This window comes from Spirosoma litoris (genome assembly GCF_054776755.1).
On the sequence record NZ_BAAHBI010000009.1, the window covers coordinates 34,095 to 55,117 of the forward strand.

At 46.5% G+C, this 21,023-nt stretch carries 23 protein-coding genes; 6 read left to right on the forward strand and 17 right to left on the reverse strand.

The window, feature by feature from the left end; all coding sequences use genetic code 11:
* Window positions 1-70: 70 nt before the first annotated feature.
* The 9 genes from ACYVGR_RS06105 to ACYVGR_RS06145 form a co-directional block, all read right to left on the reverse strand.
* Complete coding sequence (locus ACYVGR_RS06105; RefSeq protein ID WP_460954610.1) at window positions 71-493, reverse strand: single-stranded DNA-binding protein; 423 nt, start codon at window positions 491-493, stop codon at window positions 71-73.
* A gap of 23 nt (window positions 494-516) precedes the next feature.
* Window positions 517-810, reverse strand: a complete 294-nt coding sequence (locus tag ACYVGR_RS06110) for a hypothetical protein (RefSeq protein WP_460954612.1) — start codon at window positions 808-810, stop codon at window positions 517-519.
* An 11-nt stretch (window positions 811-821) separates the two neighbouring features.
* Window positions 822-2,267, reverse strand: a complete 1,446-nt coding sequence (locus tag ACYVGR_RS06115) for a hypothetical protein (RefSeq protein WP_460954614.1) — start codon at window positions 2,265-2,267, stop codon at window positions 822-824.
* A gap of 95 nt (window positions 2,268-2,362) precedes the next feature.
* Entirely contained in the window at window positions 2,363-2,644 is a 282-nt protein-coding gene (locus tag ACYVGR_RS06120) for a hypothetical protein (RefSeq protein WP_460954616.1), read from the reverse strand.
* The gene (locus tag ACYVGR_RS06125) at window positions 2,641-2,877 is read right to left on the reverse strand and encodes a hypothetical protein (protein ID WP_460954618.1); all 237 of its coding nucleotides are present in this window, start codon (window positions 2,875-2,877) and stop codon (window positions 2,641-2,643) included. Before ACYVGR_RS06125 ends, ACYVGR_RS06120 begins: the two co-directional genes overlap by 4 nt.
* Window positions 2,878-3,207: 330 nt before the next feature.
* Window positions 3,208-3,465: a hypothetical protein gene (locus ACYVGR_RS06130; protein WP_460954620.1), complete on the reverse strand. Its 258-nt coding sequence runs from the start codon at window positions 3,463-3,465 to the stop codon at window positions 3,208-3,210.
* Between the two features lie 2 nt (window positions 3,466-3,467).
* On the reverse strand, window positions 3,468-3,689 hold the full coding sequence (locus tag ACYVGR_RS06135; RefSeq protein WP_460954622.1) for a hypothetical protein: 222 nt from the start codon (window positions 3,687-3,689) through the stop codon (window positions 3,468-3,470).
* 12 nt (window positions 3,690-3,701) lie between these two features.
* On the reverse strand, window positions 3,702-3,947 hold the full coding sequence (locus tag ACYVGR_RS06140; protein ID WP_460954624.1) for a hypothetical protein: 246 nt from the start codon (window positions 3,945-3,947) through the stop codon (window positions 3,702-3,704).
* A complete protein-coding gene (locus tag ACYVGR_RS06145; RefSeq protein WP_460954626.1) occupies window positions 3,944-4,264 on the reverse strand; it encodes a hypothetical protein in 321 nt (106 codons plus the stop codon). Before ACYVGR_RS06145 ends, ACYVGR_RS06140 begins: the two co-directional genes overlap by 4 nt.
* Window positions 4,265-4,421: 157 nt before the next feature.
* Here ACYVGR_RS06145 and ACYVGR_RS06150 point away from each other — a divergent pair, with 157 nt between their 5' ends.
* Together ACYVGR_RS06150 and gldA are read left to right on the forward strand one after the other, a co-directional pair.
* Window positions 4,422-4,823: a helix-turn-helix domain-containing protein gene (locus ACYVGR_RS06150; protein ID WP_460954628.1), complete on the forward strand. Its 402-nt coding sequence runs from the start codon at window positions 4,422-4,424 to the stop codon at window positions 4,821-4,823.
* Between the two features lie 181 nt (window positions 4,824-5,004).
* Entirely contained in the window at window positions 5,005-5,922 is a 918-nt protein-coding gene (gene gldA / locus ACYVGR_RS06155; RefSeq protein ID WP_460954630.1) for a gliding motility-associated ABC transporter ATP-binding subunit GldA, read from the forward strand.
* Between the two features lie 85 nt (window positions 5,923-6,007).
* Here gldA and ACYVGR_RS06160 read toward each other — a convergent pair whose 3' ends face one another.
* The 5 genes from ACYVGR_RS06160 to ACYVGR_RS06180 form a co-directional block, all read right to left on the reverse strand.
* Entirely contained in the window at window positions 6,008-6,457 is a 450-nt protein-coding gene (locus tag ACYVGR_RS06160; RefSeq protein ID WP_460954632.1) for an REP-associated tyrosine transposase, read from the reverse strand.
* 273 nt (window positions 6,458-6,730) lie between these two features.
* Window positions 6,731-7,264 carry a DUF4136 domain-containing protein gene (locus ACYVGR_RS06165; protein WP_157586287.1) on the reverse strand — a complete coding sequence of 178 codons (534 nt, stop codon included), beginning with the start codon at window positions 7,262-7,264 and terminating at the stop codon, window positions 6,731-6,733.
* 119 nt (window positions 7,265-7,383) lie between these two features.
* Window positions 7,384-8,424 carry a 3-dehydroquinate synthase gene (gene aroB, locus ACYVGR_RS06170; protein WP_460954634.1) on the reverse strand — a complete coding sequence of 347 codons (1,041 nt, stop codon included), beginning with the start codon at window positions 8,422-8,424 and terminating at the stop codon, window positions 7,384-7,386.
* Between the two features lie 84 nt (window positions 8,425-8,508).
* The gene (locus tag ACYVGR_RS06175; RefSeq protein WP_460954636.1) at window positions 8,509-9,312 is read right to left on the reverse strand and encodes a gasdermin; all 804 of its coding nucleotides are present in this window, start codon (window positions 9,310-9,312) and stop codon (window positions 8,509-8,511) included.
* Window positions 9,313-9,317: 5 nt separating this feature from the next.
* Window positions 9,318-12,650, reverse strand: a complete 3,333-nt coding sequence (locus tag ACYVGR_RS06180) for a tetratricopeptide repeat protein (protein ID WP_460954638.1) — start codon at window positions 12,648-12,650, stop codon at window positions 9,318-9,320.
* Window positions 12,651-12,823: 173 nt separating this feature from the next.
* Here ACYVGR_RS06180 and ACYVGR_RS06185 point away from each other — a divergent pair, with 173 nt between their 5' ends.
* Together ACYVGR_RS06185 and ACYVGR_RS06190 are read left to right on the forward strand one after the other, a co-directional pair.
* On the forward strand, window positions 12,824-14,065 hold the full coding sequence (locus ACYVGR_RS06185; protein WP_460954640.1) for an MFS transporter: 1,242 nt from the start codon (window positions 12,824-12,826) through the stop codon (window positions 14,063-14,065).
* 164 nt (window positions 14,066-14,229) lie between these two features.
* Complete coding sequence (locus ACYVGR_RS06190; RefSeq protein ID WP_460954642.1) at window positions 14,230-14,727, forward strand: hypothetical protein; 498 nt, start codon at window positions 14,230-14,232, stop codon at window positions 14,725-14,727.
* A 150-nt stretch (window positions 14,728-14,877) separates the two neighbouring features.
* Here the strand turns inward: ACYVGR_RS06190 and ACYVGR_RS06195 are convergent, their stop codons facing one another.
* Together ACYVGR_RS06195 and ACYVGR_RS06200 are read right to left on the reverse strand one after the other, a co-directional pair.
* Window positions 14,878-16,020 (reverse strand): pyridoxal phosphate-dependent aminotransferase, encoded by a 1,143-nt coding sequence (locus tag ACYVGR_RS06195; protein ID WP_460954644.1) that lies wholly within the window; start codon window positions 16,018-16,020, stop codon window positions 14,878-14,880.
* A 252-nt stretch (window positions 16,021-16,272) separates the two neighbouring features.
* Window positions 16,273-17,298, reverse strand: coding sequence for a glycosyltransferase family 9 protein (locus ACYVGR_RS06200; RefSeq protein ID WP_460954646.1), 1,026 nt, complete (start codon window positions 17,296-17,298; stop codon window positions 16,273-16,275).
* A gap of 43 nt (window positions 17,299-17,341) precedes the next feature.
* Between ACYVGR_RS06200 and ACYVGR_RS06205 the strand changes: the two genes are divergently transcribed.
* Window positions 17,342-18,577: a M16 family metallopeptidase gene (locus ACYVGR_RS06205; protein ID WP_460954648.1), complete on the forward strand. Its 1,236-nt coding sequence runs from the start codon at window positions 17,342-17,344 to the stop codon at window positions 18,575-18,577.
* A gap of 205 nt (window positions 18,578-18,782) precedes the next feature.
* Window positions 18,783-19,127: a nucleotide pyrophosphohydrolase gene (locus ACYVGR_RS06210; protein ID WP_460954650.1), complete on the forward strand. Its 345-nt coding sequence runs from the start codon at window positions 18,783-18,785 to the stop codon at window positions 19,125-19,127.
* A gap of 178 nt (window positions 19,128-19,305) precedes the next feature.
* Here ACYVGR_RS06210 and pafA read toward each other — a convergent pair whose 3' ends face one another.
* A complete protein-coding gene (gene pafA, locus ACYVGR_RS06215) occupies window positions 19,306-20,943 on the reverse strand; it encodes an alkaline phosphatase PafA (RefSeq protein ID WP_460954652.1) in 1,638 nt (545 codons plus the stop codon).
* Window positions 20,944-21,023 lie beyond the last annotated feature (80 nt).

Genomic DNA, 21,023 nt, shown 5'->3' on the forward strand with positions numbered 1-21,023 from the left:
TTTGTAGCAGTCCTATTTAAAGTCCTATTTAAAGTCCTCTGAAAAGTCCTCTTTGCACAGGACTATTTACTTAAAATGGTAAATCATCGCTACCTGATTCGCCCGAAGTTGTTGGCGGGGTTGGGTCCTGCGGTTTCGAGTCCTGATTTTGCGTTTCTGGTTTCAGGTTTTCACCGTTGGCCGCGCTTAATAATTCCAGCCCGCGAACCTGTACCCCGAAGTCTACCGCTGTCTCGTTGTTCTTGTTTTTGTAAGTCGTCACGTTGGGTTTGCCTTCAACATATACCCGTGTACCCTTTTTCAAATATTGCGCCACGGCCATTGTTTTCGGTTGATACAAACAATTGTACCATTGGGTTTGCTCAACTTCGATACCGTCCCGATTCTTGAACCGCTCATTCACAGCGACCGAAAAGGTGATAAACTCGTTGCCGTTTCCTGATTTGATGGTTGCGTCTTGCCCGACGTTACCAATAAGCATTACTCGTTGCATGGTGATTGTTGCGTTTGAATTGTTTAGGAGTTTACGATCTGGTTGATTTGTTGACGTTTAGCCGGGTCGGTCAAATAGGTTTGCAGGAGTTGGTATAAATCAACATCGCCAAACGAACCGGCTGGGAGATTTAAGGCATCGGTGAAAATCACGACTGCCGGGTTAATGTCGGTTGGCTTTAAAAACTTGGGATTGAGATTGTCACGGGTTAAGGTTTCCGAAAAGAAAGACGGCCTATTCTCATAGCCTTTGTACTGTGGAAATTGATCGGCCCAACCCAATAAGGTTTTATGCCTAGACTGTTTGTCTGTGTTCATAGAATAAGGATTTAATTTTGAATTGGGTACTGATTGGCCCTATGGTGCATCAATTCGGCGGGGGTGTACCGGACTTGATTATAGTCCCTAAGTTCTAACTGACCTTTCAAGTCATACTTAATGACCTCTTTTAGAGATAGTTTTGGGGCAATTCGGAATAGGGTACTATCCCGTTTGTATAGATAGCCCTCGTAGGCATTTGGCCCGTCTTTGGTCTTGTACTGCAAATCGGTAGGCTTGCCGATTGCAATATCAAATTCAGAACGTCGGGCCGGTTCGCCCGTGAATGGGTTAATGATGCGTTCCTCTACCCCGTCTACACTCGTATTCGCGTCGTACTCATCTTTCCACGCGTCAAAGTCTTCGGCCTCCATGAATCCGGTGGGTTGTTCTTCCGGCTCCGAGGGTTGTAATACGTTGAAATTCAGAAGCGATTGCCGATAGAATGCCCCGAACCGGCTATACATCCGTAGGTTTTTGGTGTTGCACAGAATTTCGTCAATCAACTCTATATCATATTTGCCGTCTTTGGTCTGGATACAATCGGGCTTAAAATGATATTTGATACACTCTAAAACGCCTGATAAGTAGTGGTTTAAATCAGACTTACCCGGCTGGATATAGTCTTTGATCGGGTTGCCCTTCTTATCTAAAATGATGTTGTTTTTTCCGTCCCGTTTCCATGTGTACAGGGTTTCATAGTGGATACCGGAATAGGTAGACTCGTTGCCGGTCTGCTTGCGCCATAGCCGATCAACCACCGTCCGCACATGCTCCACACTGTAAGCCGGGTTCTGTAAGATGAAGCTATGTAGGTGAATATGAAGCCCGTGCCCATGCTTCGACCGCTTAACCTCAATGCCATATTCCCCGGCGTACATGTATTGTTTCCATTCCGGTTCTTTACGCATCGCCGTAAAGGCTTTGATTAACTCCCTCGCAAAGAAACGTTTACCTTTCCAAAGGCCGTTTTCATGGGGCACCGTCAGTACCATGTGAACCGGCTTGTAGTAATCCAGTAGCAAAACCCCGGCTTCGTCGGTAGCTGTTTCTAAAAACCGATAATAGCGATTACGGATAATCTGGGATTTGCGCCAGTTCCAAACGTTGTCTAGGCGATGTTTGGAGTACCAGAAGGCTAACGGTTGCAGTTTTTCGGCCCCTCCGTTCTGAAATCGGGCATAATAGCCCTTTGTGTCTCCTACGGCATAGCGAAGGTTTACCAGTTGCTCGAACCGACTTTCGAGTTCATCGCCGAAGCGTTCGCGCTGATAGATGTAGGCGGCATTAGCATTGTGAGCGGTCTTGCTATCGGGTAGCTGTATGTCGTACAAGCCCAGAAAGTCATCAATTTGAGCCTTTAGCCGGTTGTTAAGCACCTGTTTGTTTCGGACGGTGTAGCCGAAACGGTTTTGCCGCGTCAGTTGAGTGGCAACAGTAGGGGAAAGTTTAGTCATTCGGGGGGATTTAGTCAGGGGAAATCCTGAAAGATGTTTCTAAATTTATCGAGAGAGAGCCAACAGGCTAAAATTCAGGCCGTTATAAAATGACCTTATTGGGTTGGCTGAATGCTCATGAGAAGCGATAACGGCAGCACTACGGAGACTTTGCACCCAGCAACATAGCTATACAGATGTAAGCCCGTTGTGGTGATCTTGCCCACGTTAAAGCGTAGATTTTTACACAATACATCAGCCGACCAAACGTCGCCAATCCGCTCGAACAGAATGGTTTGAGTCAGCTTTAAATGGGCCGAATTTTGGAAAGTTGCCCGGAACGCGTCTTGCGTCGAAGACAGCCGGTTGGTAAGCTGTTGTTTTAGGTTCTGTCTCATGCAAACATGTTGGTTTGAATGGCCGGGGCTACGCCGTCCCAAGTGCCGACGTATTCCAGATTTTTGAGCATTTCGGAGAGTTCCAGTAACATCTTAATGTCCTTCTCACGCGGGAACGCATGAAGGTTGGTTTCGTAATGCTTCCGTTTTTTGGCGTTCAGGGCCATGATGTAGGAGTCTACCAAACGCCGTTGTTCCTTGAAGGTGAATTGTTGTCTCTTAATCTTTGCCATAGCCGTTTAATGGGAGAGCAGTTGTCACGCTACGCGTGACGACGGTTTTTCCTACGTCGGCTTGTCTGGTGCAAGTTGAAATGATTGAATCATCATTTGAAGTTTGTACCCGGCGCGTAGGCTTCAAGCTATCATACGCGCCGGGTTGCTCCAGCATAAGCACACGCTACGTTATCCGGGTAGAACCGTCAGAAACTACTTGCGGAATATCCTACGTGCTGAACCCGTCCGGGAATCGAACCCGGTCTAACCGTTACGGGTTACGTAGCCGCTCAACCCATCGGGCGGCTACTTCAATGAAAGTGATACCAAGGACGATAAAGACCGCAATCATGTGGGTGTGTTGTTGATTTGGTAGAATCGTTCACCCTCTTGATTCGTGTAGCGTCCACCGAAATAGAAATCATCTCGTAGGCGTTCGGGTAGGTCTTCAAATGCTACCGGCTTGAATATGTCCGGGCGTTCATCTATATCGCCGTCTATATCCAGTCCATATCGAAGGGAGAGAAATAACACCCGGCTAGTAGCGGCTACTATGGCTAGTTCAGGGTCAGCGTAGTAGCGGATAAGAATAAAGTTACCTACCATAGCTATCGGAACATTTTACGGGCAATCTGAAAATCAACCTTTACTGGCTTCTTATCCTTAATCCGGGGTTCGCCGTAGCTGAAATACTTGGGGTCGTCTTTGTACTTGGGATTACCGCCCAAGCGAACGGCAGAAAAACGCATATCAGGGAAAACCGACGTGAAAAAGTCTACCGCCTTTTCTAGCTCGTCGGCGTCTTCGGAACACAACCGTATCTTGACCATTGAGGTAAGAGCTTAAAACAACTGTTGGCAATTGCGGAAATATGGGAGGTGGCACCGTAGCCGTGCCGGTGTAAAGTAGGTCGGGCGTTCTACCAAAAAGGGCAATAAATCCCCGTCACAGTTGGCCCGGTAGTTTATGGCGGCATGTACGCCAATAGGTTCGGGAATCCCTTTGAACCGACTAATAGTCTGATTCTGTACAGAAATAAACGTAACCGGATAGTTCGGTTCTACGACCGTGATGCGAATGGTTTTCATTGGGCTTTATCGGTTAAGAGATAGCGTTTTGCCGAAAAGACTTCGTAAGGCTGAAAGTCCAGTTTGTTGCTGGCAAACTCGTGTAGGGATACGCCCAAATAGTACCCGATTATGGTGATTGCCTTTGCTTTAGCATCACCTAAATCATTGCCTTCAATTGACAAGTAGCTTTTAAAATGCCACCATAATTTAATAGCCTCTAATTCGGCTTGCATTTTATCGCGTTCAGAGCGCGGCAAATCCATAAATCGCTGATAAAGAGCACGATTCGCGCTAATTGCTGGAATAGCTGATTGGGTGGGGGCTGTTGTATTCACGGCTTTACACTTTGTTTTTGATAGCCTTACACTAAATTTTTTCGTACAGAATTAAGCTTTTGACTGTACATTAGTGTCAAATGATGCACAATAGTAAGCCTTATTAAATGTGTTTGTCAAGTTTTTGTAAGGTTTTTGTAAAATAAATTTATTAAAAATGAAGGCTAATATTTATAATGGTCAGTCTATCAGGATGTTAGCTGACCAAAGAGGAATAACCGTAAAGGACTTATCCGAAATGATGAATGTAACGCGTCAAAGCGTTTATGAGGTATTCAGGAAAGAGAGCCTAAAGAGGGCTACAGTGTTAAAATTCTTGGATGCAATGGGGGCGAAAGAATCTGATGTATTAGCCTTACAAAATACTAATATTAAAGAAAATGTACAGGAAAGTAAGGATGATTACATAGCGAAGCTATTAGCCAAGATAGAAAAGCAGGAAAATGTGATTAGTGAACAGACAAATACTATTGCCCAATTAGCACAAGCCAATCTTTCCTTAATTGAGAAATTGGGAAAGTTTAGTGCAAGCGGATTGCTGGCAGTACTTGACGCTTAATTTTTTTAGCGTTTTGCTTACTGTTTCGCTTGCTTGGGCCTAAAAATGGCCTTCCCAGCGTGTAAGAACGACATTGAAGCTATATAGAAATTCTTTCCGGTTTTTAATCTGTTACGTTTACATTCGCCTTATGCCAATTAGCCATCGGCTATCGTTCATTGTTCAGTATCACCAGTAAATTATGTCGATCCGGGTTCAGAATCTTACGAAAGAATATAAGCAGCAGCGGGCTGTCAATCAGATTTCCCTCACCGTCGAACCAGGCGAAATTGTCGGATTTCTTGGGCCAAACGGCGCCGGGAAATCGACAACGATGAAAATTGCCACCGGTTACTTACAACCGACCAGTGGCACGGTAGAAGTGAATGGTTTCGACGTTCGAACGCACTCAATGGATGTTCGTCGGAGTGTTGGGTATTTGCCCGAGCACAATCCGCTTTATCTGGACTTATACGTGAAGGAATATCTGCGCTTTGCAGGCTCGTTACACGGCTTGAGCGGTTCCGGCTTAACTCGGCGGATTGGTGATATGATTGAGCTAGTCGGCTTAGGGCGCGAACAACACAAACGAATTAGTCAATTATCGAAAGGCTATCGCCAGCGTGTTGGCTTAGCCCAGGCCCTGTTGCATAACCCACCCGTATTGATTCTCGATGAACCAACAACCGGCCTTGACCCTAATCAATTAGCCGAAATCCGACAGGTTATTCGCAATGCCGGACGCGACAAAACTGTGTTGTTCTCAACACACATCATGCAGGAAGTGGAAGCCATTTGTGACCGCGTCGTCATCATCAATCGGGGTCAGATTGTCGCCGACAGTCCACTGAATCAGCTTCGTAGTTCCGCTTCGGGTGCAGGTGTCGTTGTTGTTGCAGAATTTGAGGGGAATTTGACGAATCCTGACCTGTTAGCCTCTATTCCAGGCGTTGAGCGTATTGAGCCTCTGGAGCATGGCCAGTACCGAATCACAGCAGCCCCCAATACAGACTTACGGGCCGCCATCTTCCGCCTTGCCGCCGATCAAAGCCTAACCTTAGTGGGCCTACGTCAGCAGGAAAATTCGCTAGAGGGGATTTTTAAGGAGTTGACCAAGTAACGCGGGTGATGCAGTAACGCGGACATCCTGTCCGCAGTATAAAAATACAAATCTTCACTGCGGACAGGATGTCCGCGTTACTGCATCATTCGGCTTGGTAATAACTGTAGGGCCAATCTTCCCAATTTATAACCAAACCAGCTTTTATGGGATTGTGCAGAATGTAATTAACAATGCGCTTAAACGATTTCTCATTCCTAACAGCGTGATCGTAACTCTCCGCCTGCCAGAATGATTGCCCCGTACGATTCAATAGTCGATTCGCCTGCACAGCTGTATATGTTTTTAAACGCTGGAGTACTTTATAGAAAGGGACATCTTCACGTAATACGGTCAATAATACATGAACGTGATTGGGCATCACACAATAGGCATGTAAATTATAGTAGATATCATGACCAAAGTGTAAGCTTTGCGTAACCAACTGCGCTATCTCCTCATTTTTCAGCCAATCGGCCCCACTTTGGCAACCATCTATGTATTGATCAAATGATACAAAGTATCTACCTTCCAATCGTTTCTTAGCTGCTTCCAAAGGTACATTCTCACGACTATTCTGTTGAACTAGCCAATCGTGTTCTTCTTGAAGTTAACGTAATACGGCGAAGGGAACTGTACCGTGAAGGCGATAAGTTATAAATAATGTTTCGCCTGGCGGCATGACATGTGGCAAACGTCGATGGTACGGTTCGTGCATGCACTACATACGAGAGCTGTCTTAAAAAGTAACGCGGACATCTTGTCCGCAGTGTATAGATAAAATCATCTTACACTGCGGACAAGATGTCCGCGTTACTTGTATACATCCTTACTTCACTGTCGCCATCAGCGGGTATTGGTCGAAGATAGACCGAACAATACCTTTGAAGTAGTTATTCTTGAAGTTCTGGTTGCGCATCATTTTCGATGCATACCCTTTCCAGATAACCTGATACGACTCGGCATCGATCAATGAGATCATCAATGTACCTTCGTCGAGATTATAGTCAATGCGTTTATAGGTGGCGTCGTCATCTTCCCGAACTACCCAGTCCTTAATGACGGGTTGTTGATACCCACGAAAGCGGAGGTCAGATCGAAAAATGTTATACGAGATCAATAGGTTCGGAGCGCGGTTGCTCACCCGATAACCACGAGCTTCCATCTGGTGCCGGATAGCGTCCTGAATGTCGGAACAGAGAAGCGTTGAATCCACAAATTCGCACTCCAGAAAATTAAAGGATTCGTAGTTTTTAAAATGGCCTTCGTAGCTATAGTCATGCTCCACAAAGAGTCTGCTCGACGAACAGCCTGCCATAACGATAGCAGATAGCACAAACAAAATACCAATGCACTTTTTCATACTCAGCTTGTAAAAGTTTTAATTATATACTAGAATGAGTTAATAGTGAGTGTATACTTTGGGGTCGAACCCAAATATAACCGTAATTGTTTGGCAAACAATACCCTAAGACCAAATTTTCAATTCTTATTTAGCCCCCGGTAAAACTCTAGTCCCCGACGCATTTCGGCAGCTGTTACGTGGATATCAAAGGCACAACTACCCGGTCCGTCGAGCAGAGACATACGCACTTCCCGACCCCGATTCTTTTTATCCTGCGCTGTTAGTGTCAGAATAGGCTCAACATCTTCATCGGTCAAACGTACATTTCCATATACGGCAAATATGTATTCTTCGATTTGCGTCAGCAGGTCCTGATCAATCATCTTTTTCTGAAAAGCCATAAACGCTTCAGCAACCATACCAATGGCAATAGCCTCTCCATGCAATAATCGTTTGCGAGGTTGATTCAGGAAATAGGTCTCTACTGCATGACCCAGCGTATGGCCGAAATTCAGAATCTTACGAAGTCCTTTCTCGGTAGGGTCCTGTTCAACAATCCGCTGTTTAACGGCTACTGAGTGAGCAACCAGTACCGGCCAGTCCTGCTCATCAAGATCACGCCGACGGATTTCGTCCCACATCGTCGCATCAGCAATCAGACAATGTTTAATAACTTCGGCAAACCCCGATCGAAGTTCGCGTTCGGATAACGTTGATAGAAAAGCGGGATCAATCAACACGGCATTGGGTTGTTGAAATACTCCGATGTGATTTTTGAGTCCCCGAAAATCAATGCCAAGCTTTCCGCCCACACTCGCATCCACCTGCGAAAGTAAGGTAGTGGGCAATTGAGCAAAGGAAATCCCACGTTTGTAGGTAGCCGCGCAGAAACCACCCATATCGCCAATCACTCCCCCGCCCAGATTTAGCACCAGCGCATGTCGGTCGAAATTAGCCCGCGTCAACGCATCCCAGATTAGCTCGCAGGTGGCAATGTGTTTCTGCTCCTCGCCTGCCTTAATCCGAACAAGCGTATGCTTAGGCAATATCGTCTTTAGCTCCGGGTAGCAAAACCGGAATGTATGGTTATCGGCGATGACGGCAATGGCCGAAAAATCGTGAGCGTCCAGAAAAGCAGGCAGGCTTTCGGCGATGGGGGCGATGGTTACTGTTGACATACCGTAAAAGTACGGCGGTTGTCGGCAGGCAAAAAAATAGGAAGACAAGTATTTTTTAATATTGATTGATGCATTTTCTGGGCATCAATCAATATCAAGTAAAGTAAAGCCCTCCGACAGCACTTCTTTTTCAAATTCGGGCGCTTCTCCGAAAACGGGTAACTTTCGGACGGGAGGCATTCCCACAATTCGACCTGCTTCATCCAGATTGAATTTGAGGCAGGTAAACGCAAATGGTAATGGTATTTCCCGTTTGAAGCTAATCGTGGTTTTAGCGATTTCCTCAACTTTCAAGGTAGCACTGGCTTTAAACAGCTTTTCGATTTCGGCGGCCTTTCCCGAAAGATCAACCTTGTCTTCGTCAGCGATATGTATGCTGAAATTGTCGCTGGTAATAATGCTGTCTACTACCAGTAAATCAGAGCCAGTAAAGAAGCCAGCCGTAACCGGGTTGCTTTTATCGATACTTTGGTATTTGAGTGCAGTTCCCAATAAACCGTTATCAAAGGTGCATTTGTAGACGTTGCTGAAACTAAATGATAGGGTAGTGGCTCCCTGAATTAGGCTCTCAATACCGCTGTTTACGCCAAATCCTTTCAGGAAATTATTAGCGATTTTTATGCCTATAGCCAGATTAGCTTTACGACTCCGGACACCCGACAAATCGGCCATGTAGTCTTTTTGTATCTCACCATCGCCCACTAAAAAGCGCTCGGGGTGCGTTAATAGCCGCGACAGTTTGCCGCGCGGATGCAGTTGCTGCCCAGCCCGTTCGATAACCAGCAATGGTTTGACCTCGCCATTGGGTATGCGCAGGATTTCGGCTCGTAGCCAGTCTTTTAGCACAGCTACTAATGGGTCAACTTCTTTACAAAATAAGCGTTCCATCGAATTTATTGGGGCTGGTTGTTTTGATCGTCTTCTAATCGCGCCAAACTACGCAGAACAACCTGCTGGTTATACTCATCTCCAAACTCAATGAAAATAGCCAGCGATTTCTGGTAGTAGTCTTTGGCCTGAGCCCACTCCCGCTCCTCTTGAGCCACTATCCCCAACTGATGATAGGTACTCCCCTGACTGTAGCGGTCATTAAACTCGATCAAAATAGCCAGCGATTTCTGGTAGTAGTCTTTGGCCTGAGCCCACTCCCGCTCCTCTTCAGCCACCCGGCCCAACTGATGATAGGTACTCGCCTGGCTGTATCGGTCATTAAACTCGATCAAAATAGCCAGCGATTTCTGGTAGTAGTCTTTGGCCTGAGCCCACTCCCGCTCCTCTTGAGCCACTATCCCCAACTGATGATAGGTATTCTGCTGACTGTAGCGGTCATTAAGCTCCATCTTAATAGCCAGCGATTTCTGGTAGTAGTCTTTGGCCTGAGCCCACTCCCGCTCCTCTTCAGCCACCATGCCCAAATTATTATAAAGAGAGGAAGAAAATTTTTTTTGACTTTCTGGAGGGACGTCTTGCAGATTATCATTAATAAATAGCGCTTTTTGATAAGCTTCCTTAGCTTCGGTAAACCTTTTAGTCAGCAAAAGTCCATTACCAACATTGTTCATTATCCCTGCGAACTCGTAGCCAATTTGGCCAACTAACATTTCTTTTGGATAATTTTCGATCTGAGCTAATACAGTTTGAGCTATTCGTAACCCTGCTTGCTGATCATTTTTACTAACGTTGTACTTCGATAAGCAAAAGAATGGATAGAAAACACTCTGGTGTTTTTTTAACGAAATCTGTAAGGCGTTATAAATATTTGCATATTCTAACTCGGCGAGTATAGTACCCATTTGTTTTTCATTGGCTTGTTTTGAGTCAAGCAATTCATAGATTTCTTCGGCGAAGCCGTTATAATAATTACGAAAGGCCATGTCTAACGCCTGTTTCCCGGCGGCATCTGCACCAGTCTGTAGTTTTTGCTGCAAAAAGTAAGGAAACACAGGTTGTAGACTGAGAATGGGTGATCCAGGGTTAACAGGTTCCATTAAGCCCCATTTCACTGCTTCTCCAATAATGTCGGCCCAATTCTCAAATGAGTAGTGCTGATAGGCAGGTTGCTGCTTTAGTTCCGTAAAGTAATTTTCGAGAAGGTTTAGATTTATATAGCCTGAAAACGGGGCCAGACATATCAGCAACTGCTGGGCATCAACCGATAGGTTACTGTGGGAATACTCGATGCAGCGCAGAATCACTTCCTGTGGGTCGATACCCTTGTCGCCAAGGCGCAGGTTCGCCATAATCTCCCCAGCTGTCTGGCGGGTTAGGTTAGGTAAAATCACTTCCATCGCCAGTGGATAACCCGCCAGTAGAGTCATTAGCTTATCAAAATCGGGGTCTATTTTGATAACATCCAGTAAACCAATCGGCTCCAGAATCAGGCGGGCCAGGTCGGTTCGGGCTTCCTGATCTAGGCCAGTCAGTTTATATACGTTTTTATCGAACGTAGCGGAAGCCAGCCAGCTTTCATCGCTTCTTGATCCGAAGATGACAAAGGATTTGATAGACTTCCCGGATTTCTTTCGGAGCCGGGCTAGGAAATCTCTCAAATCGGTTCGGTCAGTTTCCGAAAGCGTATTCGGAATAGCTAGTGAAGTGCCGGTAATGGATTCGCAGTTGTCCAGAATCAGGCAATAGGCTTCCGTGGTTAATTTATCTTCGATTTTGCTGCGTTGTGTAACAAGGCTACTGGCCTGAAAGTGTGCAAATTCCCATTTATTTAGTAATTGTCGGCCCAGCTCGTTCAGGATTTGTTCGAGTGTGTAGGCGCGTTTGTCGTAGCCAAAATAGAAAGTTTTTTTAACCCAGCCGGTTCGCTCCCACCAGCGGGCTAGGTATTCGAGCAGCGTGGTTTTGCCCGTGCCGCCCATGCCCCGCACCAGCAGCATATTGTGTTTCAGCAGGTGTTTCTCGATGGATAGAATATCCAGGTCACGGCCCACAAACCCATACACGGGTTCGGCCGAAGGATGGTAGGTCGCTTCCCGGCGTAGGTAATACTGTTCTTCCTCATCGGGTGTAAGTGCCTGCAACGTAAAGCTGACCGGCCGGTTTTGGTACAATACAGGCAGCAGCCAGTCTTCGAGTTCGATGGTTTGATCGAAATAAGCCCGGCGATTTTTGTTCATCGCCAGCTCGCGCCGACCACTAGCTATCGCCCGGTTCAGGTTAGCATGATCGAATAGGGCTTCATAGAGGTGCTGCATCAGCACCCGAGCGGCTGATACCGTTATAGAATAACTTTGGCCTAAGACGGCCTGCACACCCGCTTCCATCAGTTTAGCGGCCAGGCTGGTTTGATAGGGTCCGTCCGCTTCTTTCGCCGATTGGCAGGCATTGAGCAGACAAACCGGAATGTTTCTGGCTTTTAACCGTTTCGCCAGGTCTTCGGCACTGACCGGAACGGCCTTGCCTTTTTCTTCTCCTTCAAAGAGTAAAAAGGCTTTTTTACCCTCATAAGGAGCCAGATCGGGTAATCCCCAATTGGCCTGCATCTGATAGCGACTGCGGTCCACTCCCTGCTGTAGGTGCGTATACTCGAGTAACGCGCCGTGCGTATCGAAATGAACCAAATGATAAAAACCAGTTGGTTTGGCATCTAAGTGCTCCACCAACGATTGATACGTACCAGGACGAAGAATATGGGCATCGACTCGGAGTTGAGCCGATTCAATGAGTTCGATAACAGGACGAATAATAGTTCGGTAATTGACGTCATCTTCCCAATCGGGCCGGGCCGTTACAATTAGCAGATTCAGTACCGTCGACGGACTGATTGGGGCAATAAAGCTGACGGGCTGGTTGTTTTTGCGAAACACATTAGCCCGGCCAGCCGCAAAGGCTTCTGGAAGTTCCGGATCTTTCAGTGCTTCCCAATGAATGGTATGAAATCCCGTACTTTTCCCAACAATCGCAAATTCAAGCTGGTCTAAGCCTTGGTTTCTACAGGTTCTGTACTCAAAAGCGATGTTGGGTGTCTGAAAAAGAGTCGTAAACAGAGTCTCGCCGTACTGGCGAATTTCCTCTACGATACGCCTGACCCGTTCCCGGTCCAGAAACGGGTTGCGAAGTTGCTGTTCAAAATACCATTCAAATCGGCGTTCCTGATCCCGGTCAACAGGATTGGGCAATACTACCTCATACTGAGATCCATTGTTGAAAGAAATGCGTAAAGAGAAGTCTTGATCAGTGACATGGTCTTCCTGAATCGTTATAACATTTGGCATGGTGTTGGAGGTAAGGTATGGCACCGAAATATAAGAATTTATACGCTGTGTGCTATTCCTGACAATCGACGGGGAATCAAAATAATGGCCAATTTATTTTTCCTGCTGTTTGCATCTTTTCATTCCCTTTCTTTGCTTCATCTAATCTTCCTGATTTCCCCTTCCTACTCTCTATGAAAACTCGCTACCGGGTTCTATCAGGTTTATTCCTGCTGTCGACCATCACCTACCTCGACCGCGTTTGCATGAACGTAGTCAGCAAGTATGTCAAAACAGATTTACATCTCGATAATCAGCAACTTGGTTGGATTTTAGGAGCCTTTTCGCTGTCGTATGCACTCTTTGAAATACCGACTGGCTCGTTAGGCGACCGCATTGGCCCCCGACGTGTATTGACACGGGTTGTGCTCTGGTGGTCGGGGTTTACAGCCCTCACAGGTACGGCCTTTAATTTTATGTACTTGCTGATTGTCCGGTTTCTGTTCGGTATTGGTGAGGCTGGTGCTTACCCAAATGCCTCTATCGTAATTGCCCGCTGGTTTCCAGCCGTTGAAGTAGGCCGGGCGCAATCCGTAATCTGGGCTGCCGGACGACTCGGAGGCGCTCTCACTCCGCTGCTGGTGATTCCACTGGTTCACTGGGCGGGCTGGCGCTGGGCGTTTGCAGTTTTGGGCCTGGTAGGTGTGCTTTGGGCGATTGGCTGGTATTTCTGGTTCCGTGATGAACCGTCCGAAAAATCAGGCATTAGCGCAGCTGAAGTGGAAGAAATCGAGACGGGCCGGAACATCAAACCAAACGATCACCGAATTCCCTGGACAACCATCATCAGCAATCCCGATTTATGGTCCTTGATGCTGATGTGTCATCTATTTTTCTACGGGTCGTACTTTTTCACCAACTGGTCGTCGGTGTATTTTCAGGAAGGGCGCGGCCTGACCGAAGATCAGACAAAGAACTTCATCTCGCTATCGTACTTCCTGGGTGCCATTGGCTGTCTGGTTGGCGGTGGTTTAAGCGATATATTAACGAAACGATACGGCTTAAAAATAGGTCGCCGGGTAGTTGGGGTTGGCGGACTGGGCCTGTCGAGCTTGTTTTTCCTCCTGGCAGGGCTCACTACCGATAACGAGCTGGCGGGCTATTTGCTAGCTGTGTGTGTACTAACGAAGGATTTAGCCTTACCCGTAGCGTTTGCCGTTTGTGTAGATATCGGTCAACGAAATGCAGGTACGGTGGCTGGTTCTATGAACTTCGCTGGGCAATTGGGTGGTTTTTTCATCACGATCCTGTTCGGTATCATCGTGGAACAAACCAAAAACTTCAACTATCCTCTGTTTATGATTGCAGGTTGTTTGCTGGTAAGCGCGCTATTATGGTTGCGTATTGACCCGACGAAGCCAGTGGCGATAAAGTAGAGGAAAGTAAAGAGGCTGTATTAAACATCGTTGAATCATACTAAAGATTATGCACTAGATGTCGAGATAGATTCGCATCTATTAAAAATATGGTTTAATCAAATATTAACGAATGCGACAATTCTAACACAGATTATTGCAGTGTAATTTTTGTCATAAGGGCTATGAAAACGAAGATGCTTATTGGGCTTAGCCTTTGGTTCTATTCAGGGACACATATCGCAAAAGCTCAGTCACTTAGTAACTTAGATCAAGACCTTGTATTTAATACTGTAGTAAGTAAACAAATAGTTTATCCATCGCGAGCCGTTGAGGCAAAGGTTTACACCCGATCAGTAATTTACACTCATTTTCGCATTGACTCATTAGGTCATGTCCAAGATGTGATGACTCTAAACCCCAGTCCAATAGATTATGGGTTTGATCAACAAATTAAATACGGTCTTAATCATCTGCCACCTTTGAAACCATCCTATCAAGGTGATTATATCTTACCTGTGCGGTTTGTGTATGCTCATAGCAAAGGAGAAACGAAGATAGACACACTAGTATCAAGTATTGCGACTGACGAGGCTCTACGAGTTGCTTATCCAAATCAAATATTATTGACTGAAAGGCGTATACAAACCTATATACGAATGTTTACGGGTAATCCAAGATAACCTTTAGCCTCTTCTTATAACTTTCATTATCAAATCATTCTCCCATAAAGCAGAAAAAGTGACAAGAATTGATCCTGTCACTTTTTCTGCTTTCGCTTTATAAATAAGCGGGTTTCCACGGCAACGGCCGTCCGTCCGCCCTACGTACGATTACGAAACAAGTTTCAGGCCATCGGCAAATGCCTGCATTTGGGGCATGGTACCTAACGAAACGCGGCACCAGTATTGGCCGTCGAATTTCCACTGACGGATGCTTACGCCCTGCTCCATCATGCGAGCTACGAAATCTTCGCCCTTCATCCGGATTGGGAACATCACGAAGTTAGCTCCCGATGGCAGTGGTTCGTAGTTATGCTGCTTCAGCACCCCCAGCAGATAATCTTTCGACTCCTGCGCTTTGCCAAGCGAGTATTTGATAAAGTCTTTATCCTGCAAACTGACACTGGCGGCACGCAAGGTTGTTCCGCTAATACAACCGCCACCCGTTGAGAATTTAGTGATCTGCTCCAGCAATTCAGGTTTTGCAATCATATAACCCGTCCGTAAACCAGCAAAACCGTGTACTTTCGAGAATGTCTTGGTAATGATGACGTTATAGCCTTTCTTAACCATATCCACCATCGTATAGGCTTTCGGATCGGGGGTGTAATCGATATAGGCTTCGTCTACCAGAATTGGGGTTTTCGCACCAACGGCCTCGCAGAAGGCACGAAGTTTCGTTGGATCGACGGTAATAGCAGTCGGGTTATTGGGATTACACATGTAGACCATGCCTGTCTGGCTACCTATGCGCTCATTCAGTTTGTTCAGGTTGATGTCGTACCCATCTGCCGCTACCAGGGGAACACGATCCATCGTGATACCATGTTTAACGGCAGCACGGGGAAGTTGATCAAAGGTTGGATCGGGCGCAACGATGGTCCGGCCCGCATTCGGGCGATAAGCGGCCCACATTGAGGCTGCCGTCAATAACTCGCCTGAACCAGCTCCCAACAGAACGTATTCTTCAGGAACACCTTCGCTATCAGCTACTAATTTGCGAAATTTCTTAGCATGCTCCATCGCATAGAGATAGCCATCAGGAGCAGCCTCTGCAATAGTTTTAATCACCTTTGGCGACGGACCATAGGGATTCTCATTAGCTGATAAACGAGCTTTCAGCACACCGTCTTTAGGCAGTTTGTAGCCTGCGAGCAGTTCGGGTTCTGGTTCACAGAATGCAGACGGAGCCGCTGCCAGACTTAAGCCAGATAACATACTGGCCCGGAGCCAGTCACGACGATTGAGAGACATAAGCGAAGGTTATTTTTATCGCATGAATAAATGAACTGACGACTAGACGTTAATAGAAGAAACGACTTTCGGAAGCACTAGACAGGAAGCCGCAAATGATTATTTTGTTGTACTCTATCGAGTAGACCAAATATATGGCCGAAAACAACGTTTTCAAATAATATTTTAGTAAATATCAATAACTACTATACAAAATTTCAATGAATATAAAAAAATACAAATAAAAGTAAACTATTCAAAGCCAACCCTTTGCTAGAATTCAAACTGTGTCAACTCTTCCAACTGAATACTCCAGGCGCAACGAAAATGTCCAAGCGGACACGCTACTCGCCCATGTAGATTACAGGGGCGGCAATCGAGCGGTTCGGGCGTTTGTACCACCCGCGAAACATCGGCCAGAGGCCCAAACCCAAACTCAGGTACTGTCGAGCAAAAAATGGCCGTTGTTGGCGCGTTCATCGACGAACACAAGTGCAACGGCGCCGAATCATTGACGTAGTTCATAACAGCTCGTTGTTGCAGGGCTGCTGATTGCAGCAAACTCAATTTCCCCGCCAGATTGACAACGGCTCTCCCCTCTTCAGTCAATGCTTTAATCGCATCACAAGCCGCCGTGTCGGTGGGGGCGCCTAACAAATAAATGGTCAGGTATTCCGGTAAGGCGTTTATCAAGTCAACCCATCGTGCCGTCGGGTACTGCTTCGTAAACCAGACCGACATCGGTGCCATACACACATACGGCTGATTCTGATAGGTTTTGACAGCGGCATAATCAGCATCCGATGGATACAACTTAGGGCGTGTCAGAGCATTGGCTTGAAGGTGCTCGGTAAATCCTAATGCTGTTAGCAAACCTGCATTGCGATTGATTTCGTGCACACCGGGTTCAAATCGGTGATCAACCTGATACGTAAAGAATCGCGCGAAAGGGTTTTTATTGAATCCAGCCGTAACATCAGCTCCCGAAAAAGCGGTAAATAGCCCCATCGTTCCGTAGCGTTGCAGGTTCAGAACGGCATCGTATTTACGATCACGAACAATTCGCAATAACCGCCACAAATCCCGATATTTGGTGCCCTTTTTATGCCAGACCAAGACTTCATTCAGAAATGGATGATTGACCAACAGACTCTCATTTCCTTTACGAACCAACACATCAATAAGGGCATCGGGCCGGGCTTGATGGAGTTGCTCGAGCAGAGCCGTTGCCAGAATTACATCGCCGATAAAAGCGGTTTGGATAATCAGGAACCGGGGCTGTTTGGTTGCGGTTATCATAAGTACGCGCTATACGTCGTTACGACTGCGTAAATTACTAAGAATGGAAGATTACGAAGTTTATACCCTGCCCAATGGAATTCGGATTGCGCATAAACAAATGCCGCATACGCAAATTGCCCACTGTGGTATTATGCTTGACATCGGCAGTCGCGACGAACAACCACACCAGCAGGGATTAGCCCATTTCTGGGAGCATATGGCGTTCAAAGGTACGGAGAAACGAAAGTCGTACCACATTATCACACGGCTAGAAAACATCGGCGGTGAATTAAATGCCTACACAACTAAAGAAAAAGTGTGTTTTCACGCGTCTGTTTTAGGCGTTCACTTTGAGAAAGCAGCTGAATTACTGGCCGATATTACCTTCCACTCGGTATTCCCCGAAAAGCAGATCGAGCGAGAACGGGGTGTTATTCTGGAAGAAATGGCGATGTATTACGACTCGCCCGAAGACGCTATTCAGGACGATTTCGATGAATTGGTCTTCCCAAATCACGCGTTGGGGGGTAATATTCTGGGAACTACGGAAACGGTTGAAGCCTTTCGGCGAGAAGATCTTCAGCAATTCATTGCCGAGAATTACGACACCAGCCGGATCGTATTTGCGTCTGTGAGCAAATTGCCATTTAAACAAGTCGTGAAAGTTGCTGAAAAATACTTTCGGGATGTACCCGCTCAACATTCTGCACGGAAACGCAAAAAACCAACCGACTATTCACCCCGCCAAACACGGGTTGAACGGCCTATTACACAGGCACAATGTGCACTTGGTCGGCCTGCTTATGGCCTAACAGACCCGCGTCGGCTTCCCTTTTTCATGCTCGTCAACTTACTAGGTGGTCCAGGCATGAATTCTCGATTGAATCTTAACCTCCGGGAAAAGTACGGCCTGGTCTATTCGATTGACGCCAGCTACACGCCTTATCTGGATACTGGTTTTCTGGGAATTTATTTTGGCACCGATCCCAAAAAAGTAGACAAGGCCCATTCGCTGGTCATGAAAGAGATGAAACGGCTTCGCGAACAGTCCTTGACGACTCTGCAACTGCATCAGACAAAAGAACAACTGATTGGGCAGCTGGCCATGGCCGAAGAAAGCAACAACAGTTTTATGCTAATGATGGCCAAAAGCCTGCTCGATATTAATCGGGTGGAATCGCTGAGCGATATTTTTAACGATATCAAATCCGTAACAGCCGAACAGCTTCAGGGACTCGCGCAGGATGTTTTCGATGAAAGTCAGTTCAGCACACTTACGTTTGTACCGGAAAAATAAGATCAAGTTCAACGTTTCAGGTTCAGTGTGTCAGGTATACCCTGATTTCTGGACCTAAACTAGTACTCTTCCAATTTAGTTTCTATCGATTCTTTGGATTCTATCGTCTTTGATTATCAGTACAATAGGACCAAAAGAATCTATAGAATCCCCTAGAATCTAGTTTGCCAAAGCACTAGTAGGTTTGAACTCGAAGACTTGGAACATGAAACCCGAAACCGAATTAACCCTACGCGACGCCCAATCCACCGTCGATGAGTGGATAAAAACTGTTGGTGTCCGTTACTTCAATGAGCTAACGAACATGGCTCAACTAACCGAGGAAGTGGGCGAAGTGGCCCGTATCATCGCCCGGCGCTACGGTGAGCAGTCCGAAAAAGAATCCGACAAAAGCAAAGACCTCGGCGACGAATTAGCCGATGTGCTTTGGGTACTCATTTGCCTGGCCAATCAAACCGGCGTCGATTTGACCGAAGCTTTTCAGAAGAATCTGGCTAAGAAAAATATCCGGGATGCAACCCGTCATCTGACGAATGAGAAGTTGAAGTAGTCCCCCTTTATGGCTTTGCCAATAAGAGAAGCAACCGATTAGGCTCCGCTATTCCAGATTTGGTTGTTTCATTTGTGAACAACTAATCGACGTTATGAAATTAGTTAGAAGCGGAGCCGGCTCAACGTCGATCATGACGCACCATTCAGAAGGGAAGTCGAGAGTTGAAACCCGCGATTTATTTCATCATAGGCTCGATTATTTTCCCAACATTGCCACTGGGCTCGAGGATTTTAAGCAGGGCAGATACGGTAGGGGCCGTGTCCGCAACCGTAGTTCGGGAGAACGTTTCGCCCGCTTTGACGCCCCAACCATAGAACAGGAGCGGAATATGCGTATCATAGTTATAAGGACCACCGTGACTGGCCGTAATGCTGCCTGCCATCCAGCCCGGTTCAATCACCAGTTGAATATCCCCGCTCCGCTTCGTATGCGTACCATTTTTATATAACGTGAGTTGGTACTCGTTTAAACTAGCGGTGCCTAATTCATGCAAATTCAGTACATCGGCAATCCCATTGGCGTTAGGTAGCACTTCCCGTAAGGCCTGATAGACATCATTAACCGTAATTTTCTTGGCTTGGAGTGTCTGATGATTCAGGTAAAACTGATAGTTCTCCGAGGCCCGGATATAATCGCCATCTCCAAATTTTTCCTGAAGAGTCGCTTTCATCATTGTGTTAATTGCACTCATATTAATTCGGCCAGCAGGCAGGTGATTTTCCTGCCATAAATCCACGACATCCATCACTCCGTGATCGGCTGTGATAAAAAACAGGTAATTCCCTTTGCCAACCGAGTTATCGAAAGCGGTTAATAGCTCCGCCAGATCCCGATCCAGCCGTAAGTAAATATCTTCTTCCTCCACCGAATTAGGCCCGAATGCGTGCCCTACATAGTCTGGTGTTGAAAAACTAATCGCCAGAAAGTCAGTAGCATTGCCTTTGCCCAGATTCTCATTCTTTAGGGCTTCCAACGCCATTTCTTTGGTGAGCGTATTGCCATGAGGTGTGCTGGCAATGATCCCAAATGCATCTCCCGCCCGGCCTGCCAGCTCATACGGAAACACCGACTTAGAGGCACCCGCCAGTTTTGCTTCATACGATTTGTCATCTGCCGTACTTTCGGTGTATTGGTTAATAGGCAACAGGGTTTGCCAGCCAAGTTTCATGAGTTCGGCCGGACGTTTTCGATCATTATAGGCCGATACCCATTGCGGTAGGTCAGGGCGGTAAAACGTGCTGGTAATCCAGTTCCCGGTTTTACTATCAAACCAATAAGCGCCATTTGCAGTGTGGCCAGCGGGTAAAATGGCCCCGCGATCTTTGACCGCAATCCCAATAGTTTTGCCTTGATAGTTGGTGCCGATCCGTAACTGATCGGTAACGGTGCTCACCTGTAAGTTCCTCGGCGACATTTTTCCGGCTGAGGCATTGGTGGTACCAACGGTCTGTACCGTGCTATCGCCAACACAATACATGTTTTTACCCAATCGCTTATCGTACCAATCGTTGCCAACAATTCCATGCAGCGCGGGCATCGATCCCGTATACACCGATGCATGGCCAGCCGCCGTAACGGTTAAGGCATAGTGATAATGGTGATTGCGGCAGTTGAACCCCTCCCGTAAAAGCCGTTTAAAGCCTCCGTCTGTATACTTATTGTAATAGCGATACCAGTAGTCATAGCGCATTTGATCGACAACGACGCCAACGACCAGTTTAGGTCTTGGTAAAGTAGAGGCCGAAGCGCCTTTAGTCGATTGCCCGAATACGGAGGATGTTATTAACAGGAGTAAAAACCCAAAACGAAACATAAGCGGTTGGATGAATTAATGAGTAAATTCGGGTGCAAGCTAGGAGGGTAATTCTGGAAGAATTTTGGAAAGAGTTGATT

Coding starts and splice junctions, on each gene's coding strand:
- ACYVGR_RS06105 (WP_460954610.1), bottom strand. CDS start 493: ATGCAACGAGTAATGCTTATTGGTAACGTCGGGCAAGACGCAACCATC.
- ACYVGR_RS06110 (WP_460954612.1), bottom strand. CDS start 810: ATGAACACAGACAAACAGTCTAGGCATAAAACCTTATTGGGTTGGGCC.
- ACYVGR_RS06115 (WP_460954614.1), bottom strand. CDS start 2,267: ATGACTAAACTTTCCCCTACTGTTGCCACTCAACTGACGCGGCAAAAC.
- ACYVGR_RS06120 (WP_460954616.1), bottom strand. CDS start 2,644: ATGAGACAGAACCTAAAACAACAGCTTACCAACCGGCTGTCTTCGACG.
- ACYVGR_RS06125 (WP_460954618.1), bottom strand. CDS start 2,877: ATGGCAAAGATTAAGAGACAACAATTCACCTTCAAGGAACAACGGCGT.
- ACYVGR_RS06130 (WP_460954620.1), bottom strand. CDS start 3,465: ATGGTAGGTAACTTTATTCTTATCCGCTACTACGCTGACCCTGAACTA.
- ACYVGR_RS06135 (WP_460954622.1), bottom strand. CDS start 3,689: ATGGTCAAGATACGGTTGTGTTCCGAAGACGCCGACGAGCTAGAAAAG.
- ACYVGR_RS06140 (WP_460954624.1), bottom strand. CDS start 3,947: ATGAAAACCATTCGCATCACGGTCGTAGAACCGAACTATCCGGTTACG.
- ACYVGR_RS06150 (WP_460954628.1), top strand. CDS start 4,422: ATGAAGGCTAATATTTATAATGGTCAGTCTATCAGGATGTTAGCTGAC.
- gldA (WP_460954630.1), top strand. CDS start 5,005: ATGTCGATCCGGGTTCAGAATCTTACGAAAGAATATAAGCAGCAGCGG.
- ACYVGR_RS06165 (WP_157586287.1), bottom strand. CDS start 7,264: ATGAAAAAGTGCATTGGTATTTTGTTTGTGCTATCTGCTATCGTTATG.
- aroB (WP_460954634.1), bottom strand. CDS start 8,424: ATGTCAACAGTAACCATCGCCCCCATCGCCGAAAGCCTGCCTGCTTTT.
- ACYVGR_RS06175 (WP_460954636.1), bottom strand. CDS start 9,312: ATGGAACGCTTATTTTGTAAAGAAGTTGACCCATTAGTAGCTGTGCTA.
- ACYVGR_RS06180 (WP_460954638.1), bottom strand. CDS start 12,650: ATGCCAAATGTTATAACGATTCAGGAAGACCATGTCACTGATCAAGAC.
- ACYVGR_RS06185 (WP_460954640.1), top strand. CDS start 12,824: ATGAAAACTCGCTACCGGGTTCTATCAGGTTTATTCCTGCTGTCGACC.
- ACYVGR_RS06190 (WP_460954642.1), top strand. CDS start 14,230: ATGAAAACGAAGATGCTTATTGGGCTTAGCCTTTGGTTCTATTCAGGG.
- ACYVGR_RS06195 (WP_460954644.1), bottom strand. CDS start 16,020: ATGTCTCTCAATCGTCGTGACTGGCTCCGGGCCAGTATGTTATCTGGC.
- ACYVGR_RS06200 (WP_460954646.1), bottom strand. CDS start 17,298: ATGATAACCGCAACCAAACAGCCCCGGTTCCTGATTATCCAAACCGCT.
- ACYVGR_RS06205 (WP_460954648.1), top strand. CDS start 17,342: ATGGAAGATTACGAAGTTTATACCCTGCCCAATGGAATTCGGATTGCG.
- ACYVGR_RS06210 (WP_460954650.1), top strand. CDS start 18,783: ATGAAACCCGAAACCGAATTAACCCTACGCGACGCCCAATCCACCGTC.
- pafA (WP_460954652.1), bottom strand. CDS start 20,943: ATGTTTCGTTTTGGGTTTTTACTCCTGTTAATAACATCCTCCGTATTC.